Annotated in this window: 13 protein-coding genes; 11 read left to right on the top strand and 2 right to left on the bottom strand. The window is 41.8% G+C overall.

Annotated elements, in window-relative coordinates; all coding sequences use genetic code 11:
* Positions 1-16: 16 nt before the first annotated feature.
* Genes D7322_RS18445 through D7322_RS18425 form a run of 5 tightly spaced genes read left to right on the top strand, consistent with a single transcriptional unit; the run spans position 17 to position 9,440 of the window.
* A complete protein-coding gene (locus tag D7322_RS18445) occupies positions 17-3,637 on the top strand; it encodes a SusC/RagA family TonB-linked outer membrane protein (protein WP_121125717.1) in 3,621 nt (1,206 codons plus the stop codon).
* An 11-nt stretch (positions 3,638-3,648) separates the two neighbouring features.
* Entirely contained in the window at positions 3,649-5,082 is a 1,434-nt protein-coding gene (locus D7322_RS18440) for a RagB/SusD family nutrient uptake outer membrane protein (protein ID WP_121125716.1), read from the top strand.
* Positions 5,083-5,142: 60 nt separating this feature from the next.
* Positions 5,143-7,083: a peroxiredoxin family protein gene (locus D7322_RS18435; RefSeq protein WP_183078756.1), complete on the top strand. Its 1,941-nt coding sequence runs from the start codon at positions 5,143-5,145 to the stop codon at positions 7,081-7,083.
* Positions 7,084-7,087: 4 nt separating this feature from the next.
* Positions 7,088-8,164 carry an alpha/beta hydrolase family protein gene (locus D7322_RS18430; RefSeq protein WP_121125714.1) on the top strand — a complete coding sequence of 359 codons (1,077 nt, stop codon included), beginning with the start codon at positions 7,088-7,090 and terminating at the stop codon, positions 8,162-8,164.
* A gap of 1 nt (position 8,165) precedes the next feature.
* Positions 8,166-9,440: an aspartyl protease family protein gene (locus D7322_RS18425; RefSeq protein WP_121125713.1), complete on the top strand. Its 1,275-nt coding sequence runs from the start codon at positions 8,166-8,168 to the stop codon at positions 9,438-9,440.
* 329 nt (positions 9,441-9,769) lie between these two features.
* Here the strand turns inward: D7322_RS18425 and D7322_RS18420 are convergent, their stop codons facing one another.
* Positions 9,770-10,999: a TCR/Tet family MFS transporter gene (locus D7322_RS18420; protein WP_121125712.1), complete on the bottom strand. Its 1,230-nt coding sequence runs from the start codon at positions 10,997-10,999 to the stop codon at positions 9,770-9,772.
* 83 nt (positions 11,000-11,082) lie between these two features.
* Positions 11,083-11,958 carry a helix-turn-helix domain-containing protein gene (locus D7322_RS18415; protein ID WP_121125711.1) on the bottom strand — a complete coding sequence of 292 codons (876 nt, stop codon included), beginning with the start codon at positions 11,956-11,958 and terminating at the stop codon, positions 11,083-11,085.
* A 579-nt stretch (positions 11,959-12,537) separates the two neighbouring features.
* On the opposite strand from D7322_RS18415, the gene D7322_RS18410 reads away from it, so the two are divergent.
* The 6 genes from D7322_RS18410 to D7322_RS18385 all read left to right on the top strand — a co-directional run bounded on the left by D7322_RS18410 (position 12,538) and on the right by D7322_RS18385 (position 19,351).
* The gene (locus D7322_RS18410; protein WP_121125710.1) at positions 12,538-13,188 is read left to right on the top strand and encodes a MarR family winged helix-turn-helix transcriptional regulator; all 651 of its coding nucleotides are present in this window, start codon (positions 12,538-12,540) and stop codon (positions 13,186-13,188) included.
* A gap of 227 nt (positions 13,189-13,415) precedes the next feature.
* On the top strand, positions 13,416-15,740 hold the full coding sequence (locus D7322_RS18405) for a TonB-dependent receptor (protein ID WP_121125709.1): 2,325 nt from the start codon (positions 13,416-13,418) through the stop codon (positions 15,738-15,740).
* Positions 15,741-15,744: 4 nt separating this feature from the next.
* Positions 15,745-16,545: a DUF4249 family protein gene (locus tag D7322_RS18400; protein WP_121125708.1), complete on the top strand. Its 801-nt coding sequence runs from the start codon at positions 15,745-15,747 to the stop codon at positions 16,543-16,545.
* A 116-nt stretch (positions 16,546-16,661) separates the two neighbouring features.
* Positions 16,662-17,075 (top strand): hydroxyisourate hydrolase, encoded by a 414-nt coding sequence (gene uraH, locus D7322_RS18395; protein ID WP_121125707.1) that lies wholly within the window; start codon positions 16,662-16,664, stop codon positions 17,073-17,075.
* Between the two features lie 320 nt (positions 17,076-17,395).
* Positions 17,396-17,992 carry an RNA polymerase sigma factor gene (locus D7322_RS18390; protein WP_121125706.1) on the top strand — a complete coding sequence of 199 codons (597 nt, stop codon included), beginning with the start codon at positions 17,396-17,398 and terminating at the stop codon, positions 17,990-17,992.
* Positions 17,993-18,175: 183 nt separating this feature from the next.
* Complete coding sequence (locus D7322_RS18385; protein ID WP_121125705.1) at positions 18,176-19,351, top strand: FecR family protein; 1,176 nt, start codon at positions 18,176-18,178, stop codon at positions 19,349-19,351.
* Positions 19,352-19,538: the final 187 nt, after the last annotated feature.

The following is a 19,538-nucleotide window of genomic DNA, read 5'->3' as shown; positions in this document are numbered from 1 at the left end:
TCTAACCTAACAAAAAATGAAAATCACAGAAAACAGGTGGCAACCGATTCGGTGCTTATTGATGGTTCCGGTCACTTCGCTGCTATTTACTGCTGGTCAACAAACATTCGCCCAGCAGAAATTGTCGCTTAAGCAGGCGATCAAACAGATCGAACAGCGGTTTAATGCCAACTTGAGTTATGAGCATAATCTCTTGAATGGAAAAACTGTAGATCCAGAAATGCTCAAAGGAAATCGCTTGGAAGAAGTCCTTAAAAAAGTACTTTACCCCAACCAGTTGGTATTTCTGTATGTGGACGAGAGATCCTATTCAATTGTGCGCCGTTCTGCAGAGGACCGTGATGCCAGCACGGTAAGATATGGAACTGATCCGGAAATGATGGATCGCGTAGCCGGAACTGTACTTTCCGCGGGTGGCAAACCGATACCGCTAGCAAGCGTATGGGTAAAAGACACACGCAAAGGTGCTAAAAGCGATGAAAATGGCCGCTTTCTGATTTATGATATCAAACCAACGGATGTAATTATGATCACTGCTGTGGGTTATGAGAGTACGGCCATAACAGCTGGAAATCGCAGTCAGCTTACATTTACCATGCAAGAGAAAGATCACTTGCTGGAGGAAGCTGTGATTTCTACAGGTTATCAAAAGATTTCAAAAGAAAGGGCGACAGGCTCCGTCTCGCTCATTACGGCCAAAGAGCTGGAAAAAATCCCTTCTGCCAATCTGATCCAGCGATTGGAAGGACAGGTTCCCGGTGTTCAGGTTACGATTGGAACAGGCGACCGTACTTTTACGTATAATAACAACCAGTTGGGAATTTACTCAAGCACACGCACCATCGGCCAGAATGATTATGGACTAACTGTTCGCGGAGTGGGATCTATCGATTCCGATACCGAAAAATCTCCCTTGATCGTTATTGACGGCGCAATTTCCAGTATTGATCTGGCCATGCTTAACCCAAATGATGTCGATAATATCACTGTATTGAAGGATGCGGCTGCAGCATCAATCTATGGCGTGCGGGCTGCCAATGGTGTTATTGTGGTCACAACAAAAAAAGGATCTGTTACGGGTGTCCCAAAAATCAATTTTTCCATGAACACAACCTTTTCTGGGAAACCTGATTTGGGTTATCTGCGTACAATGAACAGCGCACAGATGATCGACTATCAAGAGGAGCTGGTGGCCAAGAATATTCTGAATGGCAATAATATTGCAACCAATCTGTACAGTTATAGTACCTATTATCCGGGTGAGGTTGCCGCAGCAGCCATTCGGCTGAAAAATGGGCAGATGACGCAGGCTGATTATGATGCATTGGTCAATCCGCTCAAGTCGATCGATAATCGTTCGCAGATTCAACAATACCTGTTGCGCCCGATGAGCAGTCAGCAGTACAATCTGTCGATCAGCAATGGAACAGAAAATAATAACTATTTCTATTCGGCATCTTACGCCAATGAAAATCCGTATACCAAGGGGGAAAATGGAAAAAGGCTGACCTTAAACTTAAACAACAATTGGAAGTTATTTAAGATTGCCACCTTGTCAACAAGTATCCGGGGAACTTTCTTCCGCAATAGACAAAATGGGATCGGCCTATCCCAGATTTACGATACCGGCGGGTCAACGTTGTTGCCTTATCAGCTATTGGCGGACGAGCACGGCAATGGCATTGCTTATGATCGTTTAACCCCTGGATTTGTCGATGTCCTCGGGCCGGCCTACAAAGACTGGCGGTACAATTACCTCCAGGAATTGGAACTGATGGATCGTTCATTAAAGAACAATAACTATTCGGCTGTGATCAATTTAGCTATACCAATCTATAAAGGTTTGAAGGGATCGGTGATGTATTCCAACGAGCGGTCTTTTGGCAACAACCGGACGTACAACGGCGAGGGCTCCTATGCCAACCGATCGTTGTTGAATCGCTTTACACCGATCGGAGCTTCAACAAATAGTATTGGTATCAACAAAGGGGGGATCAATAATATTATCAATACCGATGTTAACAATTATACCGTCAGGGGCCAATTGAGCTATGATGCCTTGTTGGGACAGAAACACGATATCTCGGCAATTGCCGGCTCAGAAATTCGACAGACTGAAACAGGGCAAGGCAATATCACCTATTATGGCTACAATATGCAGACAGGGTTTAATACGGCGGTGAGCTATTTGCCAAATGCTTATCCGAGCATACAGGGCTTCAACGAAAGCCTTGGCGGTGCACCGCAGCAGGCGGATCGCAGACGCCGTTTCCTTTCTTATTTTTCAAACGCTGCCTACACCTATGATGGCCGATTTACATTCTCAGGAAGTGTACGCTACGATGATTACAACAACTTTGGCCTCGACCGGAGTTTCCGTGCGACGCCTTTATGGTCGAGCGGTTTTAAATGGAATCTGCGAAAAGAATCTTTTATGAACAGCCTGCATTGGCTGAATCAATTGGGTTTTAGAGCAACCTACGGCGTAAATGGCAATATCACGCAAGATGTGCGACCATTCACTTATATATCTTTGGATGATGCTTCGCGCAACCCTACAGCGCAGCCATCGGCAAGTATCATCGCTATTGCCAATCCGCAGTTGCGCTGGGAGAAAACTTACGTAACCAATTTGGGACTTGATTTTGGCTTATTGGACAATCGCTTAAGCGGTACATTGGATTATTATGTTAAAAAAGGCCGTGATCTATTGTATGGTTTTCCGATCGCTGCGCCGTATGTAGGGACGATCAACGCTGGCTCACTCAAACGTAATACGGCAACCATGAGCGGCCGGGGGATTGACCTGGGATTGAATGGTATCTTGTTGCGTAGTGCCGACTGGCAATGGGACATGACGGCCAATTTCTCCTACAATACCAATAAAATAACGGATAACCGTTTTGATCCGGCAGATATCTCAACGTTTACGTATTCGTATACACCTATTGGTATTAGCTACCTGGAGGGCTATCCAAGCGACAAGCTTTTTGCATTTCGCCATGCTGGACTGGATGCCAACGGATTGACTCAGATCTACAATAAAGAAGGAGACATCGTTTCGGTCAAAGAGACCTTGAAAAGTGTGGACGACCTCAAATACATGGGCCGTACTGTAGCACCGTATTTTGGAAGCCTCAAAACGAATCTGCGCTACAAGCAATGGTCGTTTTATGCCTTAATGACCTATCAGTTTGGAAGCGTGTTCATGAAGCCGAGTATCGAGTCGTACATGACACCGAGCCGCGGTTTTACTTTGCCCAAATTTGATTTAAGTGCCGATATTGCCGATCGCTGGCGTCAGGCAGGAGACGAGGTTACCACCAATGTCCCTGCTGTAACGGCCGATATTTATGGACAGTATAGTCTGTACCGCTACAGTTATTCGGATATCAATGTACTGAAAGGAGATTATATCCGCCTGCGGGAGATTTCCCTGAGCTATGCTTTGCCGAAAGATTTTCTAAGAAGAATAAAAATCGAGCAGGTGAGCCTGACGGGGTCTGTCCGTAATCTGGGACTGATCTGGACCGCAAATAAAGAAGGGATTGACCCGGACTTTGCCAATTATGTGGGCAATACGACCAACCTGCGTCCGGTGCCTTCGTACAACTTTTCTATCAATGTTAACTTCTAATTGCCAAAATCATGAAAATAGCTATAAAACACAGCGGCCGTAAATTGGCAGTAGTGGTAGCCGCGCTAAGCATCGGCTTTACCATGACAGGTTGTGAAAAATATGTCGATATAAAAACCCAGGGACAATTGACACCGGGGACGATTGAAAACTATCGTTATTTGTTAAATAATACAACTGCACTGGAAGCTGCGCCGACCGTATCGGATATGGCTTCGGATGATCTGGAGATCATCGATGGTTCGCCGCAGCAAATCTCACTGGCGAGCAATGATTTTAATGGTTACTACCGTAGAGCGTATCAATGGGCAGATGATATTTACCCTATTGATAACCAGTATCATAAAGATGATAATTGGGGAGCGCTTTACAATGCGATTGCTTATGCGAATACCGTTATCAGTGAGGTTCCCAATGTCTCCGATGGTACGCCTGCTGAAATTAGCCAGCTGGTTGCGGAAGCTAAGATTCACCGCGCCTCGGCCTACTTGATGTTGGCCAATACCTATGCTAAACCTTACCAGCAGGCAAGTGCCAATACGGATCTGGGTGTACCCCTGGTTTTGCAGCCAACGACAGAGCAGTCTCTCGATAGAGGTACGCTGCAGCAGGTATATGATGCCATTTTAGCGGATATTGAGTCAGCACTTCCTGCATTGCCGGTGCAGCAACAGTTTACCACCTTACCTTCCAAGGCCTCAGCTTATGGTTTATTGGCGCGTACATACTTGTATATGAACCGCTATGCGGATGCGGCAAAAGCTGCGGAGCAGGCCCTTGCATTGAACGATAAACTGAATGATTTGACCAAGCTGACAGCGGCTACCATGGCCAGCTATCCGCTACGTGTATCCAATCCAGAAATCCTGCTCTCAAAAATACCGGTCAATGGTATTACTGCCTATACTACTACGGCCCTGCGCTTGAGCAAGGATCTTTTGGGACTGTTTGATGCAACAGACCAGCGCTACAATTTATTTACGGTACCGGGGTCGACAATATCGAGCTGGGAGGTGTATGATGGGCGCTACTTTTACCTGGACTATATCAAAAACGAAGGCCGCAATGTAGGCCCTTCAGTACCTGAAATGCTGCTGATCAAAGCGGAGGCTGCCGCACGGGACAATCAGCCTGCCGCGGCAATGGCACTGGTCAATCGTTTACGTGCCAGTAGAATTCTTCCGGGGTCAACGGTCAATCTGAGTGCGACAGATGCCGACGATGCATTGGTAAAAGTCATGCAGGAACGTCGTCGCGAGTTTATGTTCCGCATGCTGCGCTGGTGGGATATGCGTCGTCTCAAAGATGATACGCGCTTCCAGAAAACTTACACGCGTACATTCGGCGGAAGCACCTTCACATTGGCTCCGAATAGCAACCGCTATGTGTTTCGGATCGCCCAATATGAAATCAATTTAAGTCCCGAAATAGCACAAAATCCATAATATCGAATCAGCAGATCCATTATTGAAAAAGGAAGAATGAGAAATATGAAAAATAGGGTGATGAAAACTACATCTATATTGGCTTGGGCACTGATGAGTTGCTCCGTTGCCTTGGCGCAACAACAGAAACAGCCGCAAGTTTTTAAGGTGATTCCCGAGTTTCCAAAGGAACAAGATACTGTACAGCTCATATATGATGCTCGGAATACCGTGCTGAAGGATGCCGAAGATATCTCGGCACAGTTAACAGGCTATACCGATTTTAAATGGACGACGACGGACCTCAAGTTTACTAAAAATGACTCGGTATGGACTGCAAAATATATTCTGCCGGCACATTTGGGGCTGATGAATCTTGTTTTTAAATCGGGTACATTGGTAGATAAGGGTGGGGAGCAAACCTATTCCTATATCCTCTCAGCAAACGACAAACGCCAGATGTCGGGAGGAATGTTAGGCTGGGGCATGTTGCGCGCGCCGCATATAGTTGCAGGTGTACCTTACGTGGTGGATAGCACGTCTTATAAGACGGATGAAATTCTCTTGATGTGGGTGAAATATGAATTGCAGTATCATCCCGAAAACCGTTTTCGCGTGCTTTACGCTGCAGCAAGTGCCCTGAAACATATGAATACGCCAGAATCCTTGGCTAAGCTCGATAAGGAGCTGAACACCCTGGAACAGATTCCTGATATCAGAGAAGAAGATCTGCTGGAAATCTATCGTGTCTACAAAAATGTTTTAAAGGAAAGCACAAAAGCGGAGGAAATACGGCAAAAAATTGTCGCGCAGTTTCCAAACGGTCAATATGTCAAGGATCAGCAGCGCCTGGCTGATTTTAATCTGATCCAAAAAGCAAAGACGGACGACGAACGCTTGAAAGCTGCGACGGATTTTATTGACAAACATCCTTATCAGGAAGCTGAAGTTGCTTTTAATGAGGCCAACCGGATCAGTTATATCAGCGCTTACTGGATCATTTCGGTGTATACAAGTATGAAAAAAGATCTTGCCAACTACAGTAAATATATGTCCAAGATAGCACCCTATGAAGCACTTTCTAATGTGATCTATCGTTCTTTGGACGTTCCCTATATTTCGCAAAAAAGTATGGGACCCGTCGAGATATTACCTTATGCACGTGTCATTATGGAACGTTTAAATTACTACAAGGATAATTTTCAAGGCGATAAATATGCGACATTGTATTATTCCAGTGCTCCTTTATTTGCCAAGATATTGGTGGACAATAAACTTTACGATGAAGCCTTTGTGTATGCTGCTGCTGCACAGAGCACGGCAAGCTACAAAAATGCGGACTTGAACGATACCTATGTACGCGTACTGGAAGGGCAGGGGAAGGCAAAAGAATTGCAGATGGCACTGGAGAAAAGTTATGCGATGAATCAGAGCTCGACGTATATGCTGGAACTGATGAAAAAAAGTTATAGCCTAAGACACAAATCGGATAAAGGCTATGATCAGTATCTTGCTGGTCTAAAAAATGCAGACAAAGGCAAAGAACTGAAGGAAAAAGTGCAGAAACTTTTAATCAACAAGGATATCGCAGATTTTGAGCTGTTGGATCAATATGGAAAAAAAGTACGCCTATCGGCCCAAAAAGGGAAAATTGTTGTGCTGGATTTCTGGGCATCTTGGTGCGCACCATGCAAGGGCGCATTTCCAGGTATGAAACTGGCGGTGGACCATTTCAAAAATGATCCGAATGTCGTCTTCTACTTTATTAATACACAAGAGCGCAAGTCGGATATGAAAGATTATGTGACCAATTATATGAAAGAAAATAACTACCCGTTCACGGTATTGCTGGATGCGGATAGTAAGGCTTCGAAGGCAGCTGGCGTGGGGCCAATACCGCACAAAATGGTGGTGGGTCCAAATGGTAAACTTCGCTTTTCGGAGGTTGGCTACATGGGCAGCACCTCAGAGCTTGCCGATGAAATCATTGAAATGGTCAACATTTTAAAAGCAGGGAAATAAGGACATGAAAACAATTAAATCACTGCTGCTGGCCGCACTTTCATTGCTTTTTTATGGCCATATTTCAGCGCAGGCCATCAAGCAAAAGGAGGTTGTCTTTAAATCAAAAGCAGATAGTATTACCATCGGTGCCACCATTTCCTCGCCTGTCAAGGCGGGGAAATATCCGGCTATTATTATTGTGTCAGGTACCGGTCCACAGGACCGTGACGGTTCGATGGCCGGGACAAAGATGTTTGCCCGCATCGCCAATTACCTGACGCCAAAGGGGTATGTGGTTTTGCGTATGGATGACCGCGGTGTGGGGAAAACGACAGGCGGCTACCGCTATGCGACCACGGCAGATTTTGCCCTTGACGTATTGGGCGCGCTGCAGTTTTTGAAAACGGAAAAGAATGTTGACTTGAGACATATCGGCTTACTGGGACATAGCGAAGGGGGCGCTGTGATCTCGATAGCTGCTTCCCAAAGCAAAGATGTTGCTTTTCTAATCAGTTTGTCGGGTCTGGCTTCAAACGGACTGGAATCGCTTTTTGTGCAGAACGAAAACCTGGTCAATACGTCGCCAATGACCGCGGTGGACAAAAAAAGATCCAATGAGATCAATCGGCTGATGTTTGCGACCGCCTTTCAATATGCCAAGTCGGACAGCATGGAGAGCAAGCTCAATGCGGTCTACAGCTATTGGAAGCAAAAGGATGATCTTTATTTTAAATCTTTAGGTATTGAACACGATCATTTCCGTTTTCCGATCTGGTCTTATGTGCAGCAGGCTATCGGACCTTGGTACCGCTATTTTGTCAGTTACGATCCGCGGATCTTTTTAAGTAAAGTAGATGTGCCGATCCTGGCGATCAATGGAAGTAAGGATGTTTTTGTGGATCCGGTTAATTTGGCTTATTGGAAACAGTATAGCAGCGCCGGTCAGCAGGGAAAAGTAACAACAATCCTGTTGCCAAATGTAAACCACTTATTGCAAGCCTGTCAGACCTGCCTGCCTGCGGAGTACACAAAACTTGGTGAAATGCCCGATAGTACTCTGGATGCAGTCGTGAAATGGCTAGACGAAACCGTAAAATAAAATGAAAAAGACCATGTATACGCTACTTGCTTTGTCGCTGATCGGAAATCTGGCTTTAGCACAACAGATTGATAATAGCAGGTCGATTGATCGGATTGTGGCGGCAATGAATAAGAAAGATGCGGCAGCGCTGTTGGGCATGATGGCCGATAGTGCAACGATCGGTAATCTGCCCAAAATGAATAACCAAGCTGCTGTGCCCGATATATTGAACAAATTCTCAACTATAAGTTCATTTCAAGTAATCGATCGGCATAAGCTTGCCAATGGGGATGAGCAGATCCAGCTTGAAGTAACCTATCAGGATGGAAAGCCCGGCAAACCAAGTTTCTTATTTAATCGTGCCGGAAAAATTATAAATCTTGGCATTGTTAAAGGCCGCATGAAAGGCAATCCTGAAAAAGCATTGGCAGATGCATTAGAGAGTGCGGAGCAACCCGTGACAATGGTCGTTCCTTTTAAATTGGTGAATGGTTTGGTCTACCTAGAATCGACGTTCAACGGCACAAAGGGTTACTTTCAATTTGATAGCGGTGCCCCCGTTGTTATATTGCGCAAAAAATTTGTTCCAACAGAACAAATTCGTGCCGATGTTTCGGTAGATTTCGCAGGGATCGGTGGGCAGATGCAACAGGTGGTCTGGTCAGCAGGCAATCGAATTCAGATAGGGGGCATTGCACTCCAGGGGCTTGAGGCTCCAGTTGCTGAAATGGAGGATATGCAACTTGAAGATGGTAGTCCTATCTTTGGCTTGCTTGGCATTGGCATCTTGAAAAACTATCAGTTCACATTAGATTATGGACGGCAGGAGCTATTGCTCGAAAAATTGGATGACCGCGGTGATCTGCTATCGAAAGCAGTCGACAAAGGACCTTTGCTGGCCCAATATCCTTTACGCTTGAAACGGCATATCCCGATTGTGGATATTACCTTCGGCGGAAAGGCGTATCCAATGGGAATAGATTGTGGTGCAAATGCCAATGTGTTGAAAAAGACGTTGGAAACGGAACTAAAATCTTATATTGATTTTGAAGAAGGGGAGGTGGATATCAAAGGGGTGAATGGAATAAGCCAAGGCAATCGAATAGCGTTTCTAACCCATGCGAAAGTAGGTGAGCTAGATTTGCAGGATATGTATACCGTAATTACAGATCAGGCTATCGGTGGCGGAACAGGTCCCGATGCCTTACCGATAGAAGGCTTATTGGGAACTCCGTTTTTAAATCAGTACAAGATGACAGTAAACTTTCCTAAGAATATGATCAGTTTTTATTGACATACACTGGAATGCCTTTAGGATAGAAAGCTCCATTTTTAATAAGGGAAGAATCCTGTTTGTGGCCTTCTGTACTTTCCTAGTTAAGATAAGCATATTTATAGGCTATCTTTTTGACGAGCTTTCCTTCAATGGTAAAATGATGTTGTTCATAAGAAAGCTGTCCTCTCAAAAGCAGAGCTAACATGAGGAACGGGAATTTGATAAATTTATATGTTTTACGGGTAAAGTTTAAACCGGATCTTAGATTAAACTCTGAACGCAAAGATTTAATTTCTGTACATCTTAAAAAAATTAAATGAACCTTTTAAAGCTACTATCCGAAGAGTTTAGAGGATATCATTATCATCCATTTTTTTGAAAGCGATACGCACGACCACGACACTGATGCCCATCAATAAAGCAGCAAGAAAGAAAGGGGCTCCAGTAAATTTGAACGGTGCGCTATCCTGCGTAAAGTAATAAAACAGATTTGTCATCATTGGGGGACTTACAATTGCGGTGACACTTGCCAAACTGGTCAACGCTCCCTGAAGTTCGCCCTGTGCATTTGCAGGTACATTTTTTGTGATAACCGATTGCAGGGCAGGACCACATATACCGCCGAGACTATAAGGAATCAGGAAAGCAAACATCATCCAGCCTTCACTGGCAAATGCAAATAAAAGCAGGCCTATTGCGTAACATAGTAGGCCATAGTAAATACTTCTTTGCTCACCTAATTTAGGCGACGTCCACCGGATCAGACCTCCCTGTACCAGTCCCAACAGTAATCCGAGCAAACCCAGCGAATAACCCACCATTTGCTCATCCCATCCAAATTTATACATCGTAAAAAAATGCCAGTTGCTCTGCACGGCGTGGATACCGATGTAAGTCAATATTAATGCCGTCACAAGACCGGAGATCTTCGGATATCTCCCTAAAAATTTAAAGGAACCAATTGGATTGGCACGTTTCCAATCAAATGGTCTCCGTTTTTCTTTATCCAAACTTTCAGGCAGAATAAGATAGCCATACATGAAATTCAGAAGACATAGGCCTGCTGCAGCATAAAATGGAACCCTCGCCCCAAATTGACCAAGCAGACCGCCGATTAATGGACCGAGTATAAAACCGAGCCCCAGTGCGGCCCCGATCATCCCAAAGTTTTTACCTCGATCTTCATCTGTTGATATGTCCGCTATATACGCACTGGCGGTCGACATGCTGGCACCCGTAATCCCTGCAATTATCCTTCCCAGAAATAGCCAGCTTATCGTGGGAGCTAGCGCCAGGAGAATATAATCTACGGCAAATCCAAAAAGTGAGATTAAAATAATTGGCCGTCTTCCGTATCTGTCGCTGAGGTTACCTACGATAGGCGAAAATAAAAATTGCGTAAAGGCATAGGCAAAACCGAGCCATCCACCGTAGGCGGCCGCTTCGCTGATATCCGCATGTATAAGTTCTTGAATAAGTTTTGGAACCACTGGAAGTATGATTCCCCATCCTGTAATGTCGATCAGCAGGGTCACAAATATAAAACCGATAGCTGCTTTTTTTGTTGCGATTTTCATGCTGTAAAAGTAGGCAGCAATCCATCGCTGATGGTTTACACTTTTATGGTCTGTATGTACAATTTGTAAGATCGGGCAGATTATTACGGTCGGTTTCTGAAAACACCGGGTGAGGTGCCGGAAAGACGTTTAAAGAATCGGCAAAATATGCTTGGCTCATCAAAATTTAGCTGGTTGCTGATCTGTTTGATCGACAGGCTGGTGGTTTTGAGTAAGGTCTTGGCATGCATGAGTGTGATATAATCAATCCATTGTAAGATAGACTTTCCCGTTTTCCGTTTGAGGAAAGTAGAGAGGTATTGTGGTGTGAGATGGAGTTTCTCCGCATAAAAATAAACACTACGCTCTTGGGTGGCATATTTTGAAATCAATAGATAGAAGTCATCAATAATTTCATGCGGACGGCTTTTTACAGGATTATTGTGATCAGCTAAAGCGGTATAAGACTCGGCGATCAGGCTCATCAGTGAAATGACAAGATGCCGTAGCATTTCAATTTTTTTAGGGCTTTGATTTTTGTGATATATCTTCTGTATGAGACTTAGCAATTCATCTTTTATGGTCATTTCTTCAGCTTGAATACTTAGTACAGGCTGCCAGCGAATCTGGTTGTTCATAACAAAATCATGCAGCATCGGAAATGCCGTAATAAAATCCAAAGAAAGACCGATGGAAATGATCTCCGCATTTTCAGTCATGGATAACGTCTCTATCATTAATTGAGGTTGCACAATAGCAATCTGGCCTGCACAAAGCTCGTGCTCCAAGAAATGGATACGGGCTTTCATAGAACCATTGACCATGAATGCAAGAATCAATCCATCAAATAGGCGTGGATGTTCTGCATACGCTTGCCCTTTGACTTGCTTTTGCTGGAGCACAGCAATTCCTGCTATCTTTTTGGAAAGATCAATATTGTATAGTTTATACACATTGTCGGAGGTAAGGGATAGAGCCATATTCAAATATCGTCAAATTCATTTGTATGGCAAATCTCGACTTTTCGTTATCTACCCTCTATGCAGATGAAAATGCTGGGCTACAAGGATACATTCCAATTATTCGTACGTGTAAATTTGTTTCGCTAGCTTTGTCGTTCACCCATCTTTCTCATTTGCCACAACTCAAACAAGACGAATTAGTCGAAAATCGTTGAAATTATTTGTGAGATTGCAAATCCAGCGAAGATAATTTTGTTGTGACAACGATGCCAGTATGGCCACCGACATTTCGAAGGAATCTCTTCAAATTTCCCTAATGCGGTCATTTTTTTAATTATTCTTAATCCGTCTGCATATTCGTCAAAGTTTTGAAAGCAGTCAAAGTCAAAATTACATGAGTGGCAAGGGGGGCTTTCGAAAGTACCTCCTTTTGGAAGTCCCGAATTCTAATATCATATAATAAAATGCTATGTAATCAATCATTAAAAAGTGTAAAGATGTTTTTTCAAAATTCGTCGAAATATATGAAGTCCAATAAACCTTTTACTTTTTTTTCCGCAATAAAAACCCTTCATTTGTACAGAAGAGAAAGTTGTGATGATAAGAAAAGATCTTTTAATCCAAATAGCTGAAGAGCTTGAAGATTACTGTACCAATGAATCTGCAGATGGTACGCTCACTGATTTTTTGAAATACATGTATCTCAAAAATTCAATTGGGATCACTCAAACACGCAAAGTTGGGGGCGAACATGCTATTGTCACAGAAAGAGATGTCCCAGCAGAAGATTTGGGTAAACTGCTTTTGATGATGAACCGTTATGCGAAACATTATATCAAGCTGGCATTCGATGGGACTCACCTACAGTCACCGGAAGATTTTACGTTCCTGATGGTGCTATTCTCCTATGATAAACTGCTTCAGACAGAGTTGATTAGAAAAAATGCAGTCGAAAAAGCTTCCGGCACGGAAGTCATCCGTCGGTTGATGCGACTTGGTTTAATTGAAGAAGCTCCCAAGGTCTCCGATAAACGGGCCAAACCAATCTGTATTTCTAATGCGGGCCGTGCCGAATTATTTAAGGTATTGCCTAAAATGAAAACCGTCGGTAATATTCTGATAGGCAACCTTTCCAATGAAGAACGAGATCTATTGATCATCTTACTGGCTAAACTTGATCATCATCATCACACCCTGATGGACAAAAAAGACGTGACCGACCTCGAGCAATACCTCAAAAAGGATTAGCTTAGGGCTAATTTTTTATCTCAAAAAATATTTTTACAGTTATTATTCTTTAAAACACTCCGCACCAACCGCATCCTTTTGGTGTTAAATTCTTTTTACCAAAAATTACTGGTACCTCCAAAACCAGGCATTGCTTTCATGTTTAAAAGCAGAAAAATAGTATTATTTAATACTAAATTAGAGTTTTAATAAACTATATTTGCTATTCAATACTTAAAGATTACTGTATGCTTAACACAAAATTCCTGTTGACAACATTTGTTATGCTAAGTACGTTAACTTGTCTAGCGCAAAAGAAAGTACTATCTGGTACTGTGAAAGATGCGAATACCGGCGAGACATTGATCGGTGCAGTTGTTGCAGAGCAGGATACGGAGCGGGCAACGTCGACAAACAATTATGGTTTCTATTCCCTAGTACTGGAAACGGGGGAGCGGACTGTGACCTTCAGTTATGTGGGGTACCAGACCAAGACCAAAACAATCTCCTTAAAAGAATCAGCAAAGTATGATGTCGAGCTGATACCTAACCAGAGTGCATTGGAAGAGGTGGTTGTTTCTGGAGTTCGTAAAAATCAACATGTGCGCAGTCCACAGATGGGATCATTCAAATTCAGTATGGAAGAGATAAAAAACGTACCCGTACTATTTGGCGAGAAAGATCTACTCAAGACGATACAGCTTCTACCTGGTGTACAGAGTGGGGGCGAGGGAAGCACAAATTTTTTTGTTCGCGGCGGAGGCGGAGACCAGAATCTGATTTTGTTGGATGAAGCTATCGTTTATAATGCCGCTCACCTTTTAGGTTTTTTTTCCACATTCAATTCTGATGCGGTTAAAGACGTGCAGCTTTACAAAGGTGGGATACCAAGCCAATATGGCGGACGAATATCTTCCGTTTTAGATATTACGATGGTAGATGGAAATCAGAAAGAGTTTTCTGCTGAAGGTGGTGTTGGTCTTATTGCATCACGCCTAAAGGTATCGGCACCTTTGCCTGATGATCGCGGATCATTCATGCTCAGTGGTCGGCGTACATATGCGGACCTTTTTCTTAAACTTTCAAATGATCAGGATGTGAAGCAGAGTAAATTATACTTTTATGATTTCAATGCTAAACTAAACTACAAGATTGACGAACGAAATAAAGTTTTCCTTTCGGGTTACTTTGGAAAGGATGAATTGGGTTTTTCAGATAAATTTGGTTTTAACTGGGGAAATACAACAGCTACTGTGCGTTGGAATCATATTTTCAATGATCGTTTGTTTAGTAATACTTCCTTAATTTACAGTGATTTTAATTATAATGTCAGTGTCAATGGAAATAGCGGGGACTTTGATATTGCTTCCAAAATTGGGAATTGGAATCTCAAACAGGATTTTTCTTTTTATCCATCCAATAGCTCCACAATCCGCTTTGGCGCAAACGCTCTGAACCAAACTATCCGACCTGCCAGTTTAGATGCTGATGAAGATGCCAATGTCAATTCGATTCGCATCGAACAGCGTAAAGGCTGGGATATCAGCGCTTACTTTTCCCATGAGTGGAAAGCCACTGATCGTCTTTCCTTACTGTATGGTTTCCGATTGTCGGATTTTATGGTGATGGGGCCAGGGACTTTCTATCGTTTTGATGACGACGGAGATGTTACTGGCGAACAATATTTTGGAAAGGGAACGGTCGCGAAGCATTACATCAATCTGGAACCTAGGCTATCTGCAAGCCTACTTTTAAATTCGCTGAGCAGTATTAAACTTTCCTATAATCGGTTGGCGCAGAATCTGCATCAATTAACCAATTCCACTTCGGCGCTTCCTACAGATCAGTATGTACTGAGCAGCTTGAATATCAAACCGCAGCTCGCTGATCAGATTGCTTTCGGATACTTTCGAAATTTCAATGGGAACGCTTATGAATTTTCAGTGGAGTCCTATTATAAGGCTATGGCCAATCAGATCGACTTTCGCACCGGCGCAGATCTGCAGGCTAACGAATTTCTTGAAGGAGAACTTCTATTTGGTAAGGGCCGTGCATATGGTCTTGAATTATTGTTACGGAAAAATAGTGGTAAACTAAGTGGATGGATAGGTTACACCTTATCGAAGAGTGAGCGAAAGTTTAATGGAATTAACCAGGGAGCCTGGTTTAATGCCCGGCAGGATCGCACGCACAATCTTTCTTTAGTGGCCATGTATAGGTTGTCGGATAAATGGTCTTTGGGAGCAAATTTTGTTTTCAACAGTGGTAATGCAGTTACTTATCCGGCAGGAAAATATGACTTAAACAATACCACATTATTTTATTATACCCAGCGAAATAGCCAGAGATCGCCGATTTATCATCGTTTGGATCTCTCTGCAACATATGAACCTCAAAAATCAAACAAACGTTTTACTTCCAGCTGGACTTTTGGACTATACAATGCTTATAATCGACGCAATGCTTACATCGTGGATTTTAGGGAAAATGAAAAGAATCCAAATATAGCTGAGGCTTATCAGATTGCATTATTTGGTATAATACCATCCTTTACCTGGAATTTTAAGTTTTAATGTTATGAAAAAAAAACTACTTATAATATTGGCGCTTCTGACAGTTTTATTTTCCGCCTGTGAAAAAGTGATTGATCTAGACTTGGAAAATAGCAAAGCGAGCATTGTGATTGAAGGCAATTTAAATGATTTAAACGTAGATCAACTCATTAGGGTTACTAAAACTGTCGCTTTCGGTACAGATAGAAAGAGTGACCCCATTTCCGATGCATCGGTAGTGGTGCGGTCTTCTGCGAATGAGGAAATAACCTTTGTTTATGAGCGCGATGGTTACTATCGTGCACAAAACTTTCAAGTCCGTCCGGGAATAAAATATAGCCTTGAAATAGCAGCAGAAGGAGAATATTATCGGTCTTCGGTAACTATGCCCAGCTACGTTGCCATTGATTCCCTGGGAATCTCAAAAGAAAAAATCTTTACAGAAGAGCGTTACTATCCAACCTTTAAATTTTACGATCCTGCACAAGTAATCAATTATTATCTGTACGAAATTGCTGTCAATAATTCTCCTATGCGGTTTGCTTCAACATATAACGATAAGTTCAACGATGGGAAATATATTACGCATGAAATCTCTGATCGTACCCTAGATTTGGAACTGGATGACGAAGTCAGGGTAATTCGGTACTGTGTTGATGCCAGCGTCTACAAATTCTGGAACGAGTTTCAATCTGCAAATCCGGGCGGGGCAGCTCCAGGAAACCCAAGCTCCAATATATCTAATGGGGCCTTAGGCTATTTCTCAGTAGCATCCGCTGTAATGTATTTGTTCAAAACCCAAGAATATATGGAGAAAGTAGAATAATAGGAAAATTCATAGTATGAAAATTAATCCGCTCATTAAATAACTGAGCATAATTTCATCACGCGTTTTTTATAAATAACGGATTGTTTAACGAAAATAGATATATAACAAAAGAGATGAATAGAAAAAAATACTTTATTATGTTGTTTTGTGTGCTGTTTGGATTGACAGCCTATGGTCAGAACAGTAAATATCAATTGTCGAGTCACATTCTGGATATTTCCAAAGGAAGCCCTGCTCCAAATGTTCAAGTTGATCTCGAGAGGTTGATGCCCAACAAGCAATGGACTAGTGTAGCCAGCGAAAAGACAGATAGTAACGGTCGTATCAGTAATTTTTTATTGGCTGGTGAGCATGAAAATAAAGGTATATATAAGCTTAAATTCTATACCGGAAGTTATTTTCTCATTCAAAGTCTCGAAACATTTTACCCATTTATTGAAGTTGTTTTTGAGATAAAAGATGAAAAACATTACCATGTTCCGATCACCATTAGTCCGTTTGGATATTCAACATACAGAGGCAGCTAACTAAAATGAAAATGAGAAAAAAAGTAGCAGTTATAGGGGCAGGTTTTTCGGGTCTTTCAGAGAGTTAGCAATAATCTATCTAATTGGTTACGGTCAGAAATATATGATGTGGCAGAAGGCAATCTGAACCGGAAAACCACTTTTCGCGGCATCACTACTGAGCAGGGCTATATGGGGAGAATAGAACATAACAACAATTGTTGCGGCTAGTCCAGTGATCGAACGTATAATTTGGGGATTAATGGCTTGCTTTAATTATGATTTGTATTTAATAAATTGTTTTTCTACATTTAATTAACAGCATTTACTTAATCAGTCGTATGGATATAGGAGATCCTCTGGAGAAATTACTTCTATGTCGTCTTCAAGAAGGAGACGAAAAGGCTTTTGAAACGATTTATTTGCGCTATAGGAAGGAAATCATTCTAAAAGCTCATCGAATCCTTAAATCAGCAGACCTTGTTGAGGAGGTTGTACAAGATGTATTTACTAAAATATGGACAAATAGAGCTAAAATTGATCCTAATCAGTGTTTTGGAGCTTATTTAAATAGAGTTGTCCGCAACCACATTATAGACTTGTTCAGAAAAATGAAGCGGGATGAATCCTTAAAGGATAAATTAATTCAGGTTCTGAATGATTCTTATGACCATATAGAACCTCTACTGGTAAAAAAGGAAAATAAAAAGTTGGTGTTAAATGCCCTAAACCACCTCCCTCCACTTTCGCGAGACATCTTTATTCTGTTTAAGATTGAACAAAAGAGTTATAAAGAGCTCATCGCTCAATATGGACTAACTAAAGCTTCAATTAATGCACATATTTATAGGGCTAATTGCCATCTAAAAGTCTATTTACAAAAATATCATCGGGAAGATCTGATGTTAATCTTGATGTTTTTTATATTTTCTGAATAATAGAGATTTCCTGTCTCTTCAGTCCCTATTTTTTTCCTATCATATATCTAAAAATATTGTGAGCTACTAGGAAAGAAAATATTTAAAGAAAATTATAAAAAGGTGATTACTTTTTTTTTTTCAAACGTATTATCTTGAAAAGGGCAATAGATTTATCTCATTGTTACTGAATGGCACCAAAATATGCGTAAAAACGAAATTCAATTTTTAATCCAGAAGCTAATGTCCAATGAAATTACTTTGGATGAGTTTGAGCGTTTAATTGCCGCTAGTGATGATGTTAATGAAACGGAGATAGTAGCACAAGTTCTGGACGAAGCGCTTCTTCAAGAGAATACTAATGAACTTTCGAGGGATGAGTATGAACAAATCCTATCTAATGTGGATTATTACGTTCTTAATTTGCCTAAAAAGACTAAGAAAATTTTTCCGATACATAAAATGGTTTGGTGGGCGGTGGCATGTTGCTCTATTATTGTACCCATTTTTTTCCTCATGACTAATAACAGCGAGATATCCAAGGAAGCTGTAGAGCTTATTCAAAAGCCTAAATTGAAAGATGAAAGCAGGGTATTATTTGGTAAATCAAGCGTCATATCTTTGGATAGCCTCCATCCGGGGGCTGAAATCGCAAGTGGTGGAATCATATTGACAAAGAAGGCCGATGGAGAAATTTCTTACAGAAACGCAGCAAGTGATAACCACGAAAAGCCATTTGTCGTTTCTATTGTCACTTCTGCTAAAGATAGTTATAAATGTACATTGCCTGATGGGTCAAAGATCTGGCTAAATGCTCAGTCCTCCTTGAGTTTCCCCTCAAAATTCGTGGAAAACGAACGTGTGGTCAATGCTACAGGAGAACTATTTTTCGAGGTTGTGCCTTCTGCTAGAGCTGGGTTTAAACCGTTTGTTGTATTGAGCGGGGAACAAAGGATTAGGGTGTTAGGTACTTCTTTTAATGTACAGGCTTACTCCGGCCGCCCGTATATCACAACCTCCTTAATCGAAGGAAAAATTGAGCTTACAACTAATAATCGTCGAATTGAACTGAACCCGGGACAGGAAAGTTTTGTTGAAAATAGCAATAAGCATATTACTATTAGAAAATTTGATTCCGAACGGGTAAAAGCTTGGATGAAAGGCTATTTTGTGTTCAATAATACAGCCTTAGAGAGTGCGATTGAAGAACTATCAAATTGGTATGGTTTTGAGATCAACAGTAATATAGGACGTCTGGCCAACGAACCAATAACGGCGACAATCAATCGAAATGTTCCAATTGAATCTGTATTGGAATCTTTGGAGAAGATTACGTCGCATAAATTTCAGTTGAAATCGAATAGACTGATCATTCATTAACTAAATTTTTAAGAAAGGAGGACTATAAGAAATATTCTATAAGACCTAAACTATACCTAATCGCAAAAAGTACAGCTGGAAGGCATTTTTCGAGAACCGGCCTACTTTCCAATTTATAAAAACTACGATTTTTTAACCTATTATTGGCGAATATTATTAATAATAATATCGCTGTAAAAACAAAAAA

This window comes from Sphingobacterium puteale, from assembly GCF_003627955.1.
Taxonomy (GTDB): domain Bacteria; phylum Bacteroidota; class Bacteroidia; order Sphingobacteriales; family Sphingobacteriaceae; genus Sphingobacterium; species Sphingobacterium puteale.
The sequence above is the reverse complement of the archived record's forward strand: the minus strand, read 5'-3'. Positions and strand labels throughout refer to the sequence as shown.